Raw genomic sequence first — 18881 nt, 5'->3', positions numbered from 1 at the left:
GTCAGGAGGAGTGGAACGGCAGTCCGGCGTCGGCGACCAGGTCCAGGTCGTCGCTCTCCTCCGGGGGCAGTAGTGTCGCTGTCCCGTCGGTGACCGGGACGACGCCCAGTTCCAGCAGCTCGGCCAGGGCGGCACTGCCGGCGAGGTCGCGGACCTGGAGCTGGTAGCGGGCGGTGGTGCGGTACGTGCCGCCGTGGTCGTCGCCGGTGCGCTGGAGGAATCCGGAGTCGGTGAGGAACGCGACGGCCTTGGCGACGATGCCGGTGGTGGAACCGGCGAGCCGGCGCGCGTCCTTGGTGGCGCCGGTGGCGCTGCGCCGCACCCAGATCCGCCAAGCGGCCTCCAGGCCGGGTGCGTCGGTCGCCGGGTCGGTGTTCTCGCCCTGTTCCTCGGCACGCTCCTCCAGGCGGCGGCAGGCCTGGCGCACGAAGGCGTCGACGCCGTTGACCGTGACGCGGCCGATGTAGCCGTCGTCGGCGAGGTCCTCGGGGCGTGGGAACGCCATGGCGGCGACGGCGAGATGGGCGAGGCCGTGCAGGAACCGGTCGCCGCCGTCGGCGGACGTACGACGCGCGTAGTCGCCCATGCGGACGGCGAACACCGAGTCCTCCGCGGCCGTCACGGCCATGCCCGCGCGCGGGGACACCTCCAGGACGATCAGTCCCAGACCGGTCGCCACGGCGTCCGCGAGCCGCGCGAACGGCGGGTCCTCTCGGTAGCGCCGCAGCAGGTCGGCGTACTCCTGGTCCCGGGCGGGCTGCAACTTGGGCTGCAGGCCGAAGGACACGAGCCGCGCCGCGTCGGCGGCGTCGGCGGGAGTGACGGCGGCGCCGGCCGCGGGGGCCGGTCCGTCCGGCTCGCTCCACTCGACATGCTCGCTCACGGTCGGGACTCCTTGTGCCACTCGTACTGACTCATGCTGCTTCCGTCCGGTCGGCCGCCATTCCCGCCGCGTCCAGCAGTGCGGTGCCGACGATCAGGTCCGCCCCGCCGAACTCCGGGTCGTCGAGGTCGGTCCCGTCGTCCACGGCGAACAGCAGCTTCTGCTCGCCCTGGCGATAGGCCGTACCGACCGGGGGGCTGGCGGCGTGCACCGCCAGCAGGGCCACCAGGTAGGGCAGCTCCGGATCGCGCCGCCGGGCCTCGGCGAGGAGCCCCGACAACCGGCGCGGCGCGTCCGCCGGCAGGTCGAGCAGCTCCTGGGCCGCCGCCAGCTGCTCCTCGCTGAACCGGCTGTCGTCCGGCGTGGCGATCAGGTCCGGCTCCGGCATCTCCGCACCCAGGTGCTCGCGCTCCGCCGGCGGCGTCAGCAGTATGTCGACCAGGTCGCCGACCCGTACGGACACCGGCGTGCGCAGCCCGGTGCCGCGGCCGAAGAAGGCGTCGGTGACGCGGACGGCCTGCTCCAGCGGCAGGGGCAGCACGGGCGAGAGGAGATGCCCGTACAGGTCGGTCCCCGAGGTCGTCATCGGGGTGGCGAAGGCCTGCCGGTCCTGCTCGGCGCGGAACAGCGGCCCGGCTTCCAGCAGCCGGGACTGGAGCTGCGTGTGCCGTCGGATGCAGTCCTTGACGATGTCGACGAGCTCGGCGGCGCGGCGCTTCTGCTCGGGGTCCTCGGACTCGTCACGCGCCTTGCGGATGTTGGTGAGGATCGCGTTCTCGTGGCGGTAGCGGTCGGCGACGTGCTCCAGCGCCTCGGCGATCATGTCGGGCACGGTGCTCAGCCAGTCCACCGCGCGCACGTTGCGCCGGGTCGCGTCCAGGGCGCGGCGCAGGGTCTCCGAGTACTGGACGGTGCGGTAGCGGGCCTGTTCGGCCGCGAGCTGGGCGTCGGCGAGCCGGCCGCGGCTGATCAGCACCTCCAGCTTGACCTCGGCGGCGATCTGCGCGCTGGTGACGTCGGTGTCGAGGGCACCGACGAGGACGTTGACCGCCTCGTCCGTCGTACGGAGGTAGACCGTGCCGCCGGGGCCGGGGACCTCCTCGATCAGCTTGAAGTCGTAGTCGCGGCGCACATAGGTGCCGTCCGCGCCGAACGTGCCGTACACGGCGCGGAAGCCGCGGTCGACGCTGCCGACGTTGATCAGGTTCTCCAGGACCCAGCGGGCCACCCGCTCGTGCTCGGCGGCGGGCCGCTGCGGCGCCTGGGCGGCGATGCGCGGGATGAGGCGGGCGACGATCTGGTCGTGGTCCGCGCCCGTGTCGAAGTCCATGTTCAGGGTGACCAGGTCGATGGCCGCGAGGGCGACCTCCGCCATCCCGTACACCGAGTACTCGCCGGCCAGGTTGGCCTTGCGGGCGTCCAGGTCGTGCAGCGGCGCGGTGCAGGCGAGCGCGCGCAGCCGCCGCGCCAGGCCCTCGTCGGCGGCCGGCCCCGGGGCGGGGCGCGGCCCCGCGCTGAGCTGGGGCGGAACGCTGTCCGTCGATGCAGGCGAAGTCACGGTGCACAGACTAGGTCCTGGGTCTGACAACCACCCAAACGACGCGGTACGCCCCTCGCGCCACCGCCCTCACCCGCCCTGGCCGGCCGCCCTCACCCACCCGCGACCGCGGCCCCACCCGCCCCCTCCGGCCGCCCTCACCCGTCCTCGCCGACCCGCCGCCGATACACCTCGACCACGCGCTCCAGCGAGTCGTCGAGGTACCCGGCGAGCAGGCTCTCGGCCTTGCCCCGGTACCCCGCCTGAAGAGCCTCCAGGATCGCGACATTTCGCGCGATGTACGGCTCGTGCAGGCGCTGCGGCTCGTCCACCACGTGGAAGGCCAGCCGCAGTTCGGCGAAGACGCTCCGCATCAGCTCGGCGGTGCGCTCGCTCGCGGCGAGGGCGACCAGTTCCCGGTGGAAGTGGATGTTGGCCGTACCCACTCCCTTCCAGTCACCTTCACGGGCCGCCCGGCGCCCCTCCTCCACGGCGCCGGCGAGCCCGTCGAGGCCGTACGGGGGTTCACCCAGACCGCGCACGACGGCGCACTCGACGAGCCGCCGGGTGCGATAGATGTCCTCGACGTCCTCCACGGTCAGGACCCGGACGAAGACGCCCCGGTTCAGCTCGTGGACGAGCAGACGCTCGTGCGTGAGCAGCCGGAACGCCTCGCGCAGCGTGTTGCGGGAGACGCCGAGGGCGCCGCCGATGCTGTCCTCCGACAGGCGGGTGCCGGGAGGGAAGTAGCCCTCGGCGATCCGGCTCCTGAGGATGTCCGAGACCCGCTCCGCGGTGCTGGTGCGGCCCAGGAGGGCCCGGTCGTCGGCGAGGTCCTTCAGCTGCTCTGCCATGCCGGAATTCAATCGCAGATCCCAAGAACGAACCAACATGGGTATTGAGGGATCGTTGAACAATCCTCTACGGTGCTACGCACGGCGCCGTTCCCCACCGCGATGCCGACCGCTTCCGCACGGCACGGCTCACCCCGAAGCACCCTCCGTCCTCCCACTGCGAGGTGCCCATGAGCACGACCCCTCCACCGCAGGCCAAGATCGACGACACACGCCCCGTGAGCCCCGAACGCACCTCGGACGACGGGGCGTTCGGCTGGCTGCGCGCGCTGGGCCCGCGCGGCCGCCGCGCCTTCGGCGGCGCATTCGGCGGCTATGCCCTGGACTCGTACGACTACTTCACGCTGCCGCTGAGCATGGTCGCCCTGTCCGCCTACTTCGGCCTGAACAGCGGTCAGACAGGTCTCTTCACGACGGTCACCCTGGTGGTCTCCGCGGTCGGCGGCGCCCTCGCGGGCGTCCTGGCGGACCGGGTCGGCCGGGTGAAGGCGCTGATGGTCACGGTGATCACCTACGCGGTGTTCACCGTCGCCTGCGGTTTCGCGCCCAACTACGAGACGCTGCTGGTCTTCCGCGCCCTCCAGGGGCTCGGCTTCGGCGGCGAGTGGGCGGTCGGCGCGATCCTGGTCGCCGAGTACGCGAGCGCCAAGCACCGGGGCCGGACGCTCGGCGCGATCCAGAGCTCCTGGGCGGTGGGCTGGGGCATGGCCGTGATCGCCTACACCGTCATCTTCTCGGTCGCCGGCGACGACCTGGCCTGGCGCATCATGTTCTGGACCGGGGCCCTGCCCGCGCTGCTCGTCATCTGGCTGCGGCGCAGTGTGCACGACGCCCCCGAGGCGGCCGCCGCGCGTGAACAGAGCGCGGAGAAGGGCTCGTTCACGGCCATCTTCAAGCCCGGCCTGCTGCGGGTCACGATCTTCGCCGGCCTGCTGTCGACCGGTGTCCAGGGCGGCTACTACACGCTGGCCACCTGGGTGCCGACGTATCTGAAGTCCGAGCGCGACCTGTCGGTCGTCGGCACCGGCGGCTACTTGACGTTCCTCATATCGGGCGCCTTCATCGGCTACCTGACCGGCGGTTACCTCACCGACAAGCTGGGCCGGCGGCGCAACATCTGGCTCTTCGCCCTGCTCTCCGCGCTCTGCATCCTGGCCTACGCGAACATCCCGAGCGGCGCCAACACCCTGCTCCTGGTGCTCGGTTTCCCGCTCGGCTTCTGCATGTCGGCGATCTTCAGCGGCTTCGGGTCCTACCTGAGCGAGCTGTACCCGACGGCGGTGCGCGGGACGGGGCAGGGCTTCACGTACAACACCGGCCGCGCGGTGGGCGCCGTGTTCCCGACGACGGTCGGGTTCCTGGCCGACAGCTGGGGCGTCGGCGGCGCGCTGGTCTTCGGTGCGATCGGCTACGGCATCGCGGCGCTGGCACTGCTGGGGCTGCCGGAGACGCGCGGGAAGGAGCTCGCGTGAACCGCACGAGCACCGAAGACCGCCCCCTGCTCCTCGTCGACGAGCACGCGCGCGCGTGGAGCCCCGGAACGGCCCGGTCCCGGTTCCGGGAGGGCCTGACCGGCCCCACGGCCGGGGTCGCGGCGGGCCACACCCAGGTCAACCTGATCTCGGTGCCCGCCGACTGGGCCTACGACATGCTGCTGTTCTGCCAGCGCAATCCCAAGCCCTGCCCGGTCCTCGACGTCACGGACGCCGGTTCCTGGACGACCGTGCTGGCCGAGGGCGCGGACCTGCGCACCGACCTGCCGCGCTACCGGGTCTGGCGGGACGGCGAGCTGGTGGACGAACCGACGGACGTGCGCGCGTACTGGCGGGACGACCTGGTGTCGTTCCTCATCGGGTGCAGCTTCACCTTCGAGTGGGCGCTGGGCGAGGCGGGCGTGCCGATGCGCCACGTCGAGCAGGGCCGCAACGTGCCGATGTACGTGACGAGCCGGCAGTGCCGTCCGGCGGGGCGGCTGCACGGGCCGCTGGTGGTGTCCATGAGGCCGGTGCCGCCGCGACAGCTGGCGGCGGCCATCCGGGAGAGCAGTCTCATGCCGGCGGTGCACGGCAGCCCCGTGCACTGCGGCGATCCCTCGGGCCTCGGCATCGGCGACCTCGGCCGCCCCGACTTCGGGGACCGGGTGGACGCCGAGCCGGACGACATCCCGGTGTTCTGGGCCTGCGGGGTGACCCCGCAGGCGGCCGTGATGGCCTCGCGTCCGCCGTTCGCCCTCACGCACGCGCCGGGGCAGATGTTCCTCACCGACGCCCGCGACGAGCAGTACCGCGTGGCCTGACAGGAGACACGGCACATGACCTCGATCGACCTGAACGCCGACCTCGGCGAGGGCTTCGGCCGCTGGCGGCTCACCGACGACGAACGGCTGCTGTCCGTCGTCACCAGCGCCAACGTGGCCTGCGGCTTCCACGCCGGGGACGCGGTCACCATGCGCCGGGTGTGCGAGCTGGCAGCCGAGCGCGGGGTCCGCATCGGCGCCCAGGTGTCCTACCGAGACCTGGCCGGGTTCGGGCGGCGCGCGATGGACGTGCCGCCCGCCGAGCTGGCGGCGGAAGTCGCCTACCAGATCGGCGCGTTGGAGGTCTTCGCGCGCGCTGCGGGGGCCGGGGTGGCCTACGTGAAACCGCACGGCGCGCTCTACAACCGGGTCGTGCACGACGAGGAGCAGGCCGCCGCGGTCGTCGACGGCGTGCTCCTCGCGGGCGCCGCGCTGCCCGTCCTCGGGCTGCCCGGCTCGCGTCTGCTGGAGCTGGCCGGGAAGGCCGGCCTGCCGGTCGTCACCGAGGCGTTCGCGGACCGGGCGTACACCGACGCGGGCACCCTGGTGCCGCGCACGCTGGAGGGCGCCGTGGTCACCGACCCGGACGCCGTCGTGGAGCGCTCCCTGGGCCTGGCCCGTTCCGGAGAGGTCGTCTCCCGCTCGGGCACGCGCATCGGGGTACGCGCGCGTTCCCTGTGCCTGCACGGCGACACACCGGGCGCGGTGGAGCTGGCCCGCCGGGTGCGGGAGCGGCTGGAAGCCTCGGGGATCCGGGTGGAGGCCTTCGCATGAAGGTCCTGCCCGTCGGCGAGGACGCCCTGCTCGTCGAGCTCCCCTCGGGCGACGAGGCCCAGGCCCTGCACACGGAGCTGCTGCGGCGCCGGGCGGAGGGAACGCTCTCGGTCCGCGAGATCGTGCCCGCGGCCCGTACGGTCCTCCTGGACGGCCTCGACGCCCCCGCCCGGCTGGCCGCCGAACTGACCGCCGCCGACCTGCCGGCCGCTCCCCCACGCGTGCGTGACGTGGTGGAGATCCCGGTCCGCTACGACGGCCCGGACCTGGCCGAGGTCGCCGCGCACTGGGGCGTGCCGGTGCGGGAGGTCGCCCGTATCCACGGCGCCACCGCGTTCCGGGTGGCCTTCTGCGGCTTCGCACCCGGCTTCGGTTACCTCACCGGACTGCCCCAGCGCTACGACGTCCCGCGCCGGGCCACTCCGCGTACGTCCGTCCCGGCCGGGTCGGTCGCCCTGGCGGGCCCGTACACGGGCGTGTACCCGCGCTCCTCGCCGGGCGGCTGGCAGCTCATCGGCAGCACGGACGCCGTGCTGTGGGACCACGCGCGCGTGCCGGCCGCGCTGCTGTCACCGGGCACACCGGTGCGATTCGTCCCCGAGGCGGGGTCGTGACGGACCACGCCATCGCCGTCGTCCGGGCCGGGGCCCTCACCACCGTGCAGGACGCGGGCCGTCCCGGCCACGCCCACCTCGGCGTCCCCCGCTCCGGGGCGCTGGACCGGCCCGCGGCCGGCCTCGCCAACCGGCTCGTCGGCAATCCGCCGGAGACGGCCGTGCTGGAGACGACCCTCGACGGCTGTGCTCTACGCCCCCGTTCGCCCGTCACCGTGGCGGTCACGGGCGCGCCCTGCCGGGTCACGGTGGACGGACGGCCCGTCGCGTGGGGCGCGCCGGTGCGCGTGCCGGCCGGGGCGCTGCTGGACGTCGGTCGCGCAGTGTCGGGCGTACGCGCCTACGTGGGGGTCTCCGGGGGCGTCGTGGTCGAGCCGGTGCTCGGCAGCCGGTCGACGGACCTGTTGTCGGGGCTCGGCCCGCCGCCGCTCGCGGACGGAACGGTGCTGCCCCTGGGCCGGCCGGCCGGCGTGCACGCGCGCGTGGACTTCGCTCCGCAGCCGGCGCCACCGGCCGAACTGGTGCTGCGGGTGACGCTCGGCCCGCGCGACGGCTGGTTCACGCCCGAGGCCGTACAGGCCTTCGTCTCCCGGCCCTACCGGGTGTCCTCGGCGAGCAACCGCATCGGACTGCGCACGGAGGGGCCCGCCCTGGAGCGGGCCCGGCCGGGTGAACTCCCCAGCGAGGGCATGGTGCTGGGCGCCGTGCAGGTCCCGCCGGACGGCAGGCCGGTGGTGTTCCTGGCCGACCACCCGACCACCGGGGGCTACCCGGTGATCGCCGTGGTCCGCGCCGCCGACCTCCCGGCCGCGGCCCAGGCGGTCCCGGGCACACCGGTCCGCTTCGTGGCCGTACGCCGCCGCTAGGCGTGTTGTCCGGACAGGTTGGGACCGCCGGCCTTCGGTGCGTGCTCTCGGGGTGCCGGGCGGGCACCCGCGTACTGGTTGTACTCGGGTGTTCGCCCGGTGCGGCGAGTGGGGGGCTCCCCCTGCTCGAGCGAAGCCGGGAGCTTGGGGGAGCGTGCCGGGCGTCGCGGGGCAGGCGGGGCTGTGCGGACACCCCCTAGGCACCGCGGCTTCAGGTGACCCGGGCTACAGGCCCCGGGCCGCGTCCGCCCGTTCCGCCACCGACAGGGCGGCGAGCGCGGCGGACACCGCGGCCGAGGCCCGCAGGTCGAGCCGGGCGCTCGTGCCGCGGGCGCGGTGCCGGATTTCGTCGGCGGCCAGGGTCAGGAGCTGGGGCAGCAGGTCGGTGCACCGGCGTGCCACCCAGCCGGTGCCGGCCGTGGCCAGCCACCACAGGATCGCCGCCTTCGCCGGGGCGGGGAACCCGGGTTCCGCCGAAGGAGCGGGCCCCGTCGCGAGGCCGTGCTCCGCGAGCAGCGCGTGGAAGCGCAGGGCGAGTTGCCGGTGCCCGCGTTCCCCGGGGTGCAGCCGGTCCGCGCTCCACAGGGCACGGTCGGTGGTCCAGTCGCCGTCGCACGCGTGCAGGTGCAGCGCGCCGTACCGCTCGGACAGGGCGTGCACCACCGTGTTCACGGCCCGCTGCCGCCTGGCCAGTGGATCGGCGAGGGCGGCCGGCAGGCCGAGCATCCGGCCCGGGTCGGGCAGGCACGCGGTGAGCAGGACGGCGCCGCGCTCCGTGCAGGCCGCGTACACCTGGTCGAGCCGGGCGGCCACGGCCCGGATGTCGAAGGTGCGGCGCAGGGTGTCGTTGACGCCGATGACCACGGACACGAGGTCGGGCCGCAGGTCCAGCGCGGCGGGCAGCTGCCGCTCCAGCACGTCCCGGGTCTGCGACCCGCTCACCGCGAGGTTGGTGAACGCGGCCGGCTCCTCGCAGAGCCCGCCGGCGAGCAGCGCGGCCCAGCCGCGCCACGCCCCGTTCCCGGCGGGATCCCCCACACCCTCGGTGAGCGAGTCCCCGAGCGCCACGAACCGGGGCCCGCCGAACGCCCCGGGCTCCTCGCACCGCGGGGACCCGCCGAGCCGCCCGGGCCTCTCGGGCCGCGGGGGTCTCATGCCACGCCCCCGGGCACGAACGGCCGGACCGGACGCACGGGGACGTCCGCGTCGTGCGCGGCGAGAAACGCGTCGACCGCCGCGTTCCACCCGAAGCACTCCGCACGCGCGCGTGCCGCCTCGCGCCGGTCCGTCTCCCGGCGTTCCAGCAGCAGGTCCATGGCGCCCGCGAACGCCTCCCCGCGATCCGCGGCGACGGCACCAGCGGCGCCGATCACCTCCGACAGCGCCGACGAGGCGCTGGCGACCACGGGTGTGCCGCAGGCCATGGCCTCCAGCGCGGCGAGCCCGAAGGTCTCGGCGGGCCCCGGGGCGAGCGCCACGTCGGCGGACGCCTGGAGGGCGCCCAGCAGTCCGCGGTCGCAGACGTGCCCGAGGAAGGTGACCGGCAGGCCGCTCTCGCGTGCCCGCCGTTCGAGCCCGGCCCGCAGCGGACCGTCCCCGGCCACCACCAGCACGGCCCGTCGGCCGCGCCGCCGCAGCGCCTGGAGGGCGTCGAGCGCCGTGCCGGGCCGCTTCTCCACGGACAGCCGCGAGCACATCACGAGCAGCGTCTCGTCCCCGCGCGCGTACCGCGCCCGCAGCTCCGGGTCGCGCAGTGCCGGGTGACGCTGCACCAGATCGACGCCGAGCGGGGCCCGGACGACATTGCGGGCTCCGATCCGCACGAACTCCCGCTCGGCGAACTCGGTGGTGCACACCACGCGCGCGTAGGTGTGGGCCGTACGGATGTTGAGGGCGTCGGCGGCACGCCGGGCGGCCCGCTCGGGCACACCCCAGGTGCGCAGTACCCCGTCGGCCGTCTCGTGGGAGACCATCACGGCCGGGATCCGGGCGCGGCGCGCCCACTTGCCGGTCCACCGCAGGGTCGTCCGGTCGGACACCTCCAGCCGGTCGGGCGCGAGCTCCTCCAGGAGGCGGGCCAGGCGCCCCTTGTCGGCGAGGACGCGGTATCCGCCGGTGCCGGGCAGCAGCGGCCCGGGGAGGGTGATCACCCGTCCCTGCTCGGTCTCGCGGTCGCTCGTGCGCTCGCCGGGGATCACGAGGACGGGTTCGTGGCCGGCGGCCTCGTAGCCCTTGCCGAGTTCGCGCAGCGCGGTGCGCAGGCCGCCGGACGACGGGGCGACGAAGTTGGCGAGCCGGACGATCCGCAGCGCCTGGGTGCTGCCGCCGGAGCGCGGGGCGCTCATGCCGCCACCGCCGTCCGGCGCCCGGCGAGCACCTGCGCGTAGTGTCCGATCAGCTGGTCCCCGACCGCCGCCCAGGTGCGGCCCTCGACCGTGGCGCGCCCGGCGGCGCCGAAGGCGGCCCGCAGCCCGGCGTCGGCGGCCAGGGACCGCACCGCGTCGCGGACGGCGTCCGCGTCGCGCGGCGGCACCAGCAGCCCGGTGCGCCCGTGGGCGACCAGGTCCAGCGGCCCGCCCGCGGCGGGCGCCACCACCGGCAGGCCGCTGGCCATGGCCTCCTGGACCGTCTGGCAGAACGTCTCGAAGGGGCCCGTGTGGGCGAAGACGTCGAGCGAGGCGAAGACCCGGGCGAGGTCGTCACCGGTGCGCCGGCCGAGGAAGACGGCGCCCGGCAGCGCCTGCTCCAGACCGGGCCGGCTGGGTCCGTCGCCGACGATCACGACCCGCACGCCCTCCAGTTCACAGGCTCCGGCGAGGAGGTCGACCTGCTTCTCGGGGGCGAGCCTGCCGACGTAGCCGACGATCAGCTCGCCGTTCGGGGCGAGTTCCCGCCGCAGGGCCTCGTCGCGCCGGTCGGGCCGGAAGCGCTCGGTGTCCACGCCGCGCGGCCACAGCTCGACGCGCGGCACACCGTGGGTGCGCAGGTCGTGCAGGGCGGCGCTGGACGGGGCGAGGGTGAGGTCGCAGGCGCCGTGCACGGAGCGGATGCGCCGCCAGGCGGCGGTCTCCCCGGCACCCATGTAGGTCCGGGCGTAGCCGGCCAGGTCGGTCTGGTAGACGGCGACGGCGGGTATGCCGAGGCGCGCGGCGGCGGCCATGCCGCGCACACCGAGGACGAAGGGGCTGGCGAGGTGGACGACATCGGCACGGTGCTCGATGAGAGTGGCGGCCAGGCGGCGGCTGGGGAGGGCGACGCGCACCTGGGGGTAGCCGGGGAGCGGCAGGGAGGGGACGTGGACGACGGGGCACGGCGCGCAGGCGTCGGGCTTGTTGCCGGGCGCGGGGGCCGGGGCGACGACGACGGGGGCGTGACCGCGATCGACGAGGTGTCGGGCGGTCTGGAGCGCGCAGTGGGCCACGCCGTTCACATCGGGGGGAAAGGATTCGGTCACGATGACGACACGCATACCGCTGTTGTCGCCGTGCCGGACGTGGCCGCGTCAACGTGGATCTTTCCGGCCGAGGAACGTCCCATGAGCGTTCCGAGGTGCACCCGCACAGGTCAGGCGGCGTCCATGCCCTCCTGACCCGCGAGTCGTCCCGTGTTCACCCCGGAGGCGCGGTTCCGCCCCGGCATCCTGCCGGAGAGGGGGTCACACAGCGGTCTCCTCGGGACCGATCCGGCTGCGTACGGCTGTCTGCACCTCGTCCTCCTCGGCCGGGTCGGCGGCGAGCCGTCGCAGTCGCTCGACGACGCGGGTGTCTCCGGTCTCGGCGTGCCGGGCGGCGATCTCCCGGGTGGTCTCCTCGCAGTCCCACAGGCATTCGACGGCGAAGCCGGTGGCGAAGGAGGGATCGGTGGCGGCCAGGGCCCGGGCGGCGCGGCCGCGCAGATGGGAGGAGGCGGTCTCGCGGTAGACGTGGCGCAGTACCGGGGCGGCGCAGGCGATACCGAGCCGTCCGGTGCCGTCCACGAGGGTCCACAGGGTCTGGGCGTCGGGGCCTTCGCCCCTCACGGCCTCACGTAGCGCGGCGAGGACCAGGTCGCGGTCCTGGACCCCGCCCCGGCAGGCCAGGACGCGTCCGGCGGCGGCGCCCAGCGCGTCGGGTCGCGGGGCCCAGCCGCGCGCGCGGTCCACGGCGGCCAGTGAACGCATGCGTTCGAAGGCGTCGACGGCCGCGTCCACGACGAGCGCCGAGCCGGTGCCGACCGCGCCCTCGATGAGATCGAGGGCCTCGGGATCGTTGCCGTCGGCGAGGTACCTCAGGGCCGTGCACCGGGCTCCGTCGGTGCCGTCCTTCGCCGCCCGGACGATCTCGGCCCGGTCCTCGGGGCCCGCCACGGCCGTGAGACAGCGGGCGGCCGGCACATGGAGGGCGGCGCCGCGGTCGATGCCCTGCTGGGCCCACTCGAAGACGGCCTGCACGCTCCACCCGGGGCGGGGGCCGGAGGGCCGCATCTGCCGCTGCCAGCGGTCGAAGGACCCCGTCTCGTGAGCGGCACGCACGCGTGCGGCGACGGATGCGCGGGGATCCTCGGCCCACAGGCGCCAGGGCCGGGGTTCGAAGGCGTCCCGGACGGTGGCGGCCAGTTCGGCGTCGCCCTCGGGATCGGCGGGGAACCGGGCGAGGACGGGTGCGGCGAGGGCGCGCAGGCCCGCGTCGTCGTCCCTGAGGGCGAGTTCGTCGAGGGCCCAGGCCCAGTTGGAGCCGTGGGCGGCGTACCTGCGCAGCAGTTCCAGCGCGTCCCGCCTGCCGTAGGAGGCGAGGTGCCCGAGGACGGCGAGGGCGAGCCCGGTACGGGACTCGTCATGGTCGAGGACGTCCTCGGCGCAGAAGAGATGGGCTTCGACCTCGTCCAGCTCGCCGTTCAGGTCGAGGTAGAGGCGGGCGTAGTAGAGGGAGCGGTTCTCCACCTGCCAGTCGTGGCGGGGATCGCGCAGCACACAGTGGTTCAACGCCGCCAGCGCCTCGGGGCGGGGGGCGGTGAGCGCGTGCAGCGTGCCGTCGCCGCGGCCCCGCTGGAGCAGGCCGAGCAGCGTACCGCTGGGCGCTATGACCGGATCGAACATGGGAAACAGCCTCACATCAAGCGTCGACGCAACCGGGGACGTGTACTACCTGGCCGCGCGACAACACGTCGGAGTGCCCGCCGTTTCCTGCTTGCTGTAGACCATCTTCCTCTGCCTCTCGTCGGTGGCCCTTGCGGACCGCGTCACGGCCCGCGCGGTGCGGCAACACCTGCCCAACCATCACGTCCGTGAACCACGTCGTCATGATGACTCGGCACTCTCGTCTGCCGCGACCGAAATTTCGGCGGCCCTGTACCGCCTCCCCCGTTTTCCTTGTCTTTGCTGGTCAGACCGGTCGGTTCAGTGCTCGCCGAACAGTTCGAGCAACTGCGTCCGGCCGAACATCCGCGCGGTGTCGACGGCTGACGGGGTGCCTGCGGACGGGTCGGCGCCGCCCTCCAGGAGCGCCTTGATGACGTCCGTCTCGCCCTTGAAGACCGCTCCGGCGAGCGGGGTCTGGCCTCGGTCGTTCACCCGGTCAGCCTCGGCGCCGCGCTCCAGCAGCGCGCGCACCGCGTCGGAGTGGCCGTGATAGGCGGCGAGCATCACGAGCGAGTCGCCGCGGTCGTTGGTGAGGTTGGCCGGAACACCCGCGTCGACGTACGCCACGAGCGCCTCGGTCTGTCCCCGCCGGGCCAGATCGAAGATCTTGGTCGCCAGCTCCACGACCTCGGGGTCGGGGACTTCGGTCATCGGCCGGACCGCCTCTCCACTGCACATCGTCTCGGGTGCGTACGCCTGCTGGTGAGGCAGCCGTACGAGTGAATCGCCAGGGTACTGGCTCGTGCGGCACATGACCCGATGTGCCCGAGGTAAAGATCAGCACAGACCCGGACAAGCGCAACAGCCCGGCTCCACCGGGCCCGGGACCACTCCGCCACTCGGGGGAAATCGTCCGAATTTCACCCAGTTGCACCTTTTATCGTATGGATACATCCTGTGAGCCTGGAAGTACTCATGGTGACTGTCCCCGCGAACCAGGAGAACTCAAATGATCCTCTCCATCTCAGGCGTGGTCCTGCTCGGCATCGTCGTCTTCATCTTCTTCCGCAAGGACGGGCTGAAGGCGTCGCATGCCGTGGTCGCCATGCTGTTCGGCTTCTATCTGGCGAGTACGGCCATCGCCCCGAGCATCAAGGCGGGCGGCGAGAGCCTGGCGAGCCTCCTGGGCGGCATCAAGTTCTGACGCCCCCGTTCCCCGTACGCATCCCGCCCGTACGCACTCTCTGGAGGCAGTAGTGGCCCGGCGCCCCCTCCCCCGCATTCTGAGCAACGGCAGCGCGCAGCTCGCCCGGAGCCGGGAGCTGGCCCGGACGGCCGCCGACAGCGCCACGGACGTCCTCCACCCGCTGATCACGATCACGCGGGGTCTGCGCCGGCTGGCAGCGGCCGGGCGGCGCAGATGGACCGAGACCCCCAAGGAGAGACGGGGGGCGCTGCTGTTCCTGGTGGCCTCCGTCGTCCTGGTCGTGGCGCTGGTGCCGTACGGGCCGCTGCTCGCCGTCATCACCCTGATGGCGGCGGCGGCCTGGCAGGGCCGGGAACGCTCCCCCGCCGCCTCCGACGGGCCCGACGAGTCGCAGACCCAGCGGCTGAAGTCGCTGTACGAGGCACTGGTGCCGTACTTCTCCGCCGCCGAGGACCCCGAGCCGCTGTACTCCCACGGCGGCGCCTGGGACAAGGCCTTCCCCACCTACGCCTTCGACGGCGGCGGCCGGATCTCGCAGCTGGTGGTCCGCTACCCGGCGTACTTCACCGACGGCGAGGCCGAGGCCCGCGCCCGGATCGAGCACCTCCTCGCGGCCAAGTCGGGCCGTGGCCGCGAATACCACTTCACGTGGGACGAGGAGGGCAACCAGTTGACGGTGGGCGTACTCCTGCCGCTGCCCGTCGACATCGCCGCTCAGCGTTTCGTCACCACCCCCGGCGAGACGGTCCTGGGCTTCACCGACCCGACCCGGGTCCAGCGCACCCTCCCCCTCACCCAAGGGGAGCGGCAGCGGGACGTACCGCCGGTCATCTGGCGCACGGGCCTGCGCTCCACCGAGCCGCACCTGCTGGCTCTCGGCCAGCCGGGCAGCGGCACCTCCACCCTGCTGCGCTCCATCGCCCTCCAGGCCCTGCTCCACGGCGACGTGGTGATCGTGGACGGCGGCGGCACCGGCGAGTACGCCTGCCTGACCGGCCGGGACGGCGTCCTGGCGGTCGAGGCGGGGCTCGCCGGGGTCACGGCCAGCCTGGAATGGGCCGCGACCGAGACGGAGCGCCGCCTCATCGCCGCCAACCGGGCCCACCAGGCCGGCGACCCGCCGCCGGACGACACCAAGCGCCCGCTGTGGATCCTCCTCGACCGCCCGACGGCCTTCACCCACCTGGCCGCGACGGACGGCCGCAAGGATCCGCAGTCCCTCCTCCAGGTCCCCCTGCGGCACGGCCGCCCGGCGAACGTGACCGTGGTCGTGGCCGACCAGCTGGACAGCATGGACGCCCTGATCGACCCGGTACGCCAGCACACCCGCGCCCGTGTGGTCCTGGGCCCCGCGACGGCGGAACAGCTGGAGTCGGTCCTGGGCGCGCCCCCGCACACCACCCCGATCGACGAGCTCCCGCCCGGCCGCGGCTACGCCCGCCTCGGCACGGGGCCGGTTCACCGCCTCCAGGTGCCGGCCACCCCGAACCCCTACGACGACGCGACGCCCGATGCCCTCTGCGAGGCGGTCCTCGGCCTCCTCCCGCCGCGCACGACCCCTGCGGACGGCGAGACGATCCCGGAGCAGGACCAGTCGGAAGAGGTAGTGGAACCGGCTCCGGCGGAAGAGGAACCGGAGCCGAAGCCGGCATCCGAGCCGGGAGCCCCGGAGACGCCGGAAGCTGCACCGGCCGCGGTTCCCGTCCTGACCAAGGAGACCTAGCCGCGGCTCCGGCCCCGCCGGTCACACCCGCCCGGCGTTAGGCCACGAACGTACGCGGCGCCTCCCCGCTCCCCACCGCACCGCTCTCCACCAGCGCCGCCGCGGCGGCCAGCCGCGCGGCGGCCTCCTCGGCCACCGCGCCGCCCACGGTGAACGGCAACCGCACGTACCCCTCGAACGCTCCGTCCACCCCGAACCGCGGCCCGGAGGGAACCCGCACGCCCACGCGCTCCCCCGCCTCGGCGAGCCGTGACCCGGACAGGCCGCCCGTGCGCACCCACAGCGTCAAGCCGCCCCGGGGCACTTCGAACTCCCACCCGGGCAGCTCCCGCCGCACCGCGGCCACCAGCTCGTCCCGGTTCGACCGCGCCTGCTCCCGCCGCACCTGAACGGCCTGCTCCCAGCCGCCGGTCCCGAAGAGCCAGTTCACGGCCAGCTGCTCCAGCACCGGCGTACCGAGATCGGCGTACGCCCGGGCGGCGACCAGGCTGCGGATCACGTCCGGCGCGGCCCGCACCCACCCGATCCGCATCCCGGCCCAGAACGCCTTGCTGGCCGACCCGACCGTGATCACCGTCGACCCGGCGGGATCGAAGGCGCACACCGGCCGCGGCATCCGCACCTCCGCGTCGAGCCACAGCTCGCTCATCGTCTCGTCGGCGATCAGCACCGTCCCCGCGGACCGTGCCGCGTCCACCAGCCGCCGCCGCTGGTCCTCGTCGGCGAGCGCCCCGGTCGGGTTGTGGAAGTCGGCCACGACGTAGGCGATGCGGGGCGCTGCGTCCCGCAGGACCTGCCGCCAGCGGTCCATGTCCCAACCGGTGAGCCCCTCGGCCATGGCGACGGGCACCAGCCGGGCCCCCGCCTCCCGCATCAGCTGGAGGATGTTGGCGTACGAGGGCGACTCGACGGCGATGCGCTCACCCCGTCCCGCGAACAGATGGCAGATGGCGTCGATCGCGCCCATCGCCCCGGTCGTCACCATGATCTGCTCGGGCATGGTCGGAATCCCGCGCGCGGTGTACCGCTCGGCGATCATCGCCCGCAGCGCGGGCAGCCCGGCGGGGTAGTCGCCGTGCGTGTGCGCGTAGGGCGGCAGCTCCTCCAGCGCGCCCTGGACGGCCCGGGTGAGCCAGGGCTCGGGAGCGGGGAGCGCGGCGCAGCCCAGGTCGATCAGGGAGCCGAGGGCCTCCGGCGGCAGGGGCTCGAGACCCCGCGCGGGCAGGGGGTTCCCGGCCGGGACGGCGGTCCAGCTGCCGGCGCCGCGCCGGGACTCCAGGAATCCCTCGCCGCGCAGCGCCTCGTACGCGGCGGCGACCGTCGTGCGGCTGACGGACAGGGAGAGGGCGAGTTCCCGTTCGGCGGGCAGCCGGGCTGCCACCGGGACCCGCCCTTCGAGCACCAGCAGCCGGATGCCGTCGGCGAGGGCACGGTAGGCCGGCGGTCGTCGCGTGCCCGGGCCCGCCGGGCGGTCCTGCTGGGAGCTGAGGAGCCGGGCGAGCTGCGCCGCACCCACGGCTGAAGTCCACTCCGCCATAGAAATCAGTCCACCTTCCCCGGATTGGCCATGGATGGCCTCTCCACCCAAGCCACAGGGTGTCATGCAGCAGTCCACTACCGCCACACAGGGGGCGCATGATGTTCACGCGGGATCGGCTCACTCGGCGACTCGTCCAGCTCTACTCCGGTCTCGCTTTGTACGGCGCGAGTTCGGCACTGCTCGTCCGGTCGGGGCTCGGCCTGGAGCCGTGGAACGTACTGCACCAGGGCCTCGCCGAGCGGACCGGCCTGTCGATCGGCGTCGTCCTGACCCTCCTGGGCGCCGCGGTACTGCTCGCGTGGATCCCGCTGCGCCAGCGGCCGGGCCTGGGCACGATCTCCAACGTGCTGGTCATCGGCATGGCGATGGACGCGACGCTGACCCTGATGCCCGACGCGCACGGCATGGCGCCACGCGTCACGCTGATGCTGGCGGGGATCGTCCTGAACGGCGCGGCGACCGGCCTGTACATCGCGGCCCGCTTCGGACCGGGCCCGCGCGACGGCCTCATGACCGGGCTGCACCAGCTCACGGGCGTCTCGATCCGCCTGGTGCGCACGGGCATCGAGCTCACGGTGGTGGCGACCGGCTTCGCGCTGGGCGGCACCGTCGGGATCGGCACCCTTCTGTACGCCCTGGCGATCGGTCCCCTCGCCCAGGCGTTCCTGCGCGTGTTCGCCGTCCCCGCGGCATCCGGCGTCAGCACGGCCGTTGCCACCGGTCAACCCCGAGGGGCGATACTGCGTCCGTGACCCCGCGGATACGCCATCCCTACCTCGACCATCCCGGCCCGATCGCCTTCGCCCACCGGGGCGGGGCGGCGGACGGCCTGGAGAACACCGTGCGCCAGTTCCGGTGTGCGGCCGAGGCCGGGTACCGGTACATCGAGACCGATGTGCACACCACCCGGGACGGCCGACTCGTCGCCTTCCACGACGCGACCCTGGACCGGGTGACGGACGGCGCGGGCCGGATCGCCGACCTGCCGTGGCAGGAGGTGCGGCAGGCACGCGTGGCGGGCGAGGAACCGCTGCCCCTGTTCGAGGAACTTCTGGAGACCTTCCCCGGCGTGCGCTGGAACGTGGACGTCAAGGCGGAGGCCGCCCTGCTGCCCTTCCTCGACCTGGTCGGCCGGACGAACTCCTGGGACCGGATCTGCCTCGGCTCGTTCTCCGAGGCGCGGGTGGTGCGCGCCCAGCGGCTGGCCGGCCCCCGCCTCGCCACGTCGTACGGCACACGCGGCGTGCTGGGCCTGCGGCTGCGCTCGTGGGGGCTGCCGGCCGCGGTCCGCCGCTCGGCGGTGGCCGCTCAGGTCCCCGAGATCCAGTCCGGGATCCAGGTCGTGGACCGGCGCTTCCTGTACGCCGCCCACGCACGCGGGCTCCAGGTGCACGTGTGGACCGTGAACGACGCCGCGAGCATGCACCGGCTTCTCGACCTGGGCGTGGATGGCATCATGACCGATCACATCGACACGTTGCGCAAGGTCATGGAGGACCGCGGCGTCTGGGTCTGAGACCCGGGCCCGTCC

The 18881-nt window shown here is 74.0% G+C and carries 18 protein-coding genes; 9 read left to right on the top strand and 9 right to left on the bottom strand.

Annotation, left to right across the window (positions count from 1 at the left end):
- Nucleotide 1: 1 nt before the first annotated feature.
- The 3 genes from AB0E85_RS28270 to AB0E85_RS28260 all read right to left on the bottom strand — a co-directional run bounded on the left by AB0E85_RS28270 (nt 2) and on the right by AB0E85_RS28260 (nt 3274).
- Nucleotides 2-883, bottom strand: a complete 882-nt coding sequence (locus AB0E85_RS28270) for a hypothetical protein (RefSeq protein WP_361932739.1) — start codon at nt 881-883, stop codon at nt 2-4.
- A 31-nt stretch (nt 884-914) separates the two neighbouring features.
- Complete coding sequence (locus tag AB0E85_RS28265) at nt 915-2441, bottom strand: hypothetical protein (RefSeq protein WP_361932736.1); 1527 nt, start codon at nt 2439-2441, stop codon at nt 915-917.
- Between the two features lie 137 nt (nt 2442-2578).
- Nucleotides 2579-3274 (bottom strand): GntR family transcriptional regulator, encoded by a 696-nt coding sequence (locus AB0E85_RS28260; protein ID WP_361932733.1) that lies wholly within the window; start codon nt 3272-3274, stop codon nt 2579-2581.
- A 170-nt stretch (nt 3275-3444) separates the two neighbouring features.
- Between AB0E85_RS28260 and AB0E85_RS28255 the strand changes: the two genes are divergently transcribed.
- The 5 genes from AB0E85_RS28255 to AB0E85_RS28235 are packed head-to-tail and all read left to right on the top strand — an operon-like array spanning nt 3445 to nt 7824.
- Complete coding sequence (locus tag AB0E85_RS28255; protein ID WP_361932730.1) at nt 3445-4746, top strand: MFS transporter; 1302 nt, start codon at nt 3445-3447, stop codon at nt 4744-4746.
- Entirely contained in the window at nt 4743-5570 is an 828-nt protein-coding gene (locus AB0E85_RS28250; protein WP_361932727.1) for a putative hydro-lyase, read from the top strand. The genes AB0E85_RS28255 and AB0E85_RS28250 overlap by 4 nt, the downstream gene beginning before the upstream one ends.
- A 15-nt stretch (nt 5571-5585) precedes the next feature.
- Nucleotides 5586-6344: a 5-oxoprolinase subunit PxpA gene (locus tag AB0E85_RS28245; protein ID WP_361932725.1), complete on the top strand. Its 759-nt coding sequence runs from the start codon at nt 5586-5588 to the stop codon at nt 6342-6344.
- The gene (locus AB0E85_RS28240; protein ID WP_361932722.1) at nt 6341-6958 is read left to right on the top strand and encodes an allophanate hydrolase subunit 1; all 618 of its coding nucleotides are present in this window, start codon (nt 6341-6343) and stop codon (nt 6956-6958) included. Before AB0E85_RS28245 ends, AB0E85_RS28240 begins: the two co-directional genes overlap by 4 nt.
- Nucleotides 6955-7824 carry a biotin-dependent carboxyltransferase family protein gene (locus AB0E85_RS28235; protein ID WP_361932720.1) on the top strand — a complete coding sequence of 290 codons (870 nt, stop codon included), beginning with the start codon at nt 6955-6957 and terminating at the stop codon, nt 7822-7824. The genes AB0E85_RS28240 and AB0E85_RS28235 overlap by 4 nt, the downstream gene beginning before the upstream one ends.
- Before the next feature lie 225 nt (nt 7825-8049).
- Here AB0E85_RS28235 and AB0E85_RS28230 read toward each other — a convergent pair whose 3' ends face one another.
- The 5 genes from AB0E85_RS28230 to AB0E85_RS28210 form a co-directional block, all read right to left on the bottom strand.
- Nucleotides 8050-8892, bottom strand: a complete 843-nt coding sequence (locus tag AB0E85_RS28230) for an SGNH/GDSL hydrolase family protein (RefSeq protein WP_361932787.1) — start codon at nt 8890-8892, stop codon at nt 8050-8052.
- Nucleotides 8893-8975: 83 nt separating this feature from the next.
- Entirely contained in the window at nt 8976-10169 is a 1194-nt protein-coding gene (locus tag AB0E85_RS28225) for a glycosyltransferase (protein WP_361932717.1), read from the bottom strand.
- Nucleotides 10166-11293, bottom strand: a complete 1128-nt coding sequence (locus tag AB0E85_RS28220; RefSeq protein WP_361932715.1) for a glycosyltransferase family 1 protein — start codon at nt 11291-11293, stop codon at nt 10166-10168. The genes AB0E85_RS28225 and AB0E85_RS28220 overlap by 4 nt, the downstream gene beginning before the upstream one ends.
- Nucleotides 11294-11479: 186 nt before the next feature.
- Nucleotides 11480-12898 (bottom strand): HEAT repeat domain-containing protein, encoded by a 1419-nt coding sequence (locus tag AB0E85_RS28215; protein ID WP_361932712.1) that lies wholly within the window; start codon nt 12896-12898, stop codon nt 11480-11482.
- 300 nt (nt 12899-13198) lie between these two features.
- Nucleotides 13199-13591, bottom strand: a complete 393-nt coding sequence (locus AB0E85_RS28210) for an ankyrin repeat domain-containing protein (protein ID WP_361932709.1) — start codon at nt 13589-13591, stop codon at nt 13199-13201.
- A gap of 298 nt (nt 13592-13889) precedes the next feature.
- Between AB0E85_RS28210 and AB0E85_RS28205 the strand changes: the two genes are divergently transcribed.
- On the top strand, nt 13890-14084 hold the full coding sequence (locus tag AB0E85_RS28205; RefSeq protein ID WP_030843336.1) for a hypothetical protein: 195 nt from the start codon (nt 13890-13892) through the stop codon (nt 14082-14084).
- Nucleotides 14085-14136: 52 nt separating this feature from the next.
- Nucleotides 14137-15810 (top strand): hypothetical protein, encoded by a 1674-nt coding sequence (locus tag AB0E85_RS28200; RefSeq protein ID WP_361932706.1) that lies wholly within the window; start codon nt 14137-14139, stop codon nt 15808-15810.
- 37 nt (nt 15811-15847) lie between these two features.
- Here the strand turns inward: AB0E85_RS28200 and AB0E85_RS28195 are convergent, their stop codons facing one another.
- Complete coding sequence (locus AB0E85_RS28195) at nt 15848-17347, bottom strand: PLP-dependent aminotransferase family protein (protein WP_361932703.1); 1500 nt, start codon at nt 17345-17347, stop codon at nt 15848-15850.
- A gap of 101 nt (nt 17348-17448) precedes the next feature.
- On the opposite strand from AB0E85_RS28195, the gene AB0E85_RS28190 reads away from it, so the two are divergent.
- Both AB0E85_RS28190 and AB0E85_RS28185 read left to right on the top strand, forming a co-directional pair.
- Nucleotides 17449-18102 carry a hypothetical protein gene (locus tag AB0E85_RS28190; protein ID WP_361932700.1) on the top strand — a complete coding sequence of 218 codons (654 nt, stop codon included), beginning with the start codon at nt 17449-17451 and terminating at the stop codon, nt 18100-18102.
- On the top strand, nt 18099-18866 hold the full coding sequence (locus AB0E85_RS28185) for a glycerophosphodiester phosphodiesterase (protein ID WP_361932697.1): 768 nt from the start codon (nt 18099-18101) through the stop codon (nt 18864-18866). Before AB0E85_RS28190 ends, AB0E85_RS28185 begins: the two co-directional genes overlap by 4 nt.
- The last annotated feature ends 15 nt before the right edge of the window (nt 18867-18881 follow it).

This window comes from Streptomyces sp. NPDC029044, assembly GCF_040637495.1.
Lineage (GTDB): Bacteria > Actinomycetota > Actinomycetes > Streptomycetales > Streptomycetaceae > Streptomyces.
This window is presented reverse-complemented; position numbering and strand designations above follow the sequence as displayed.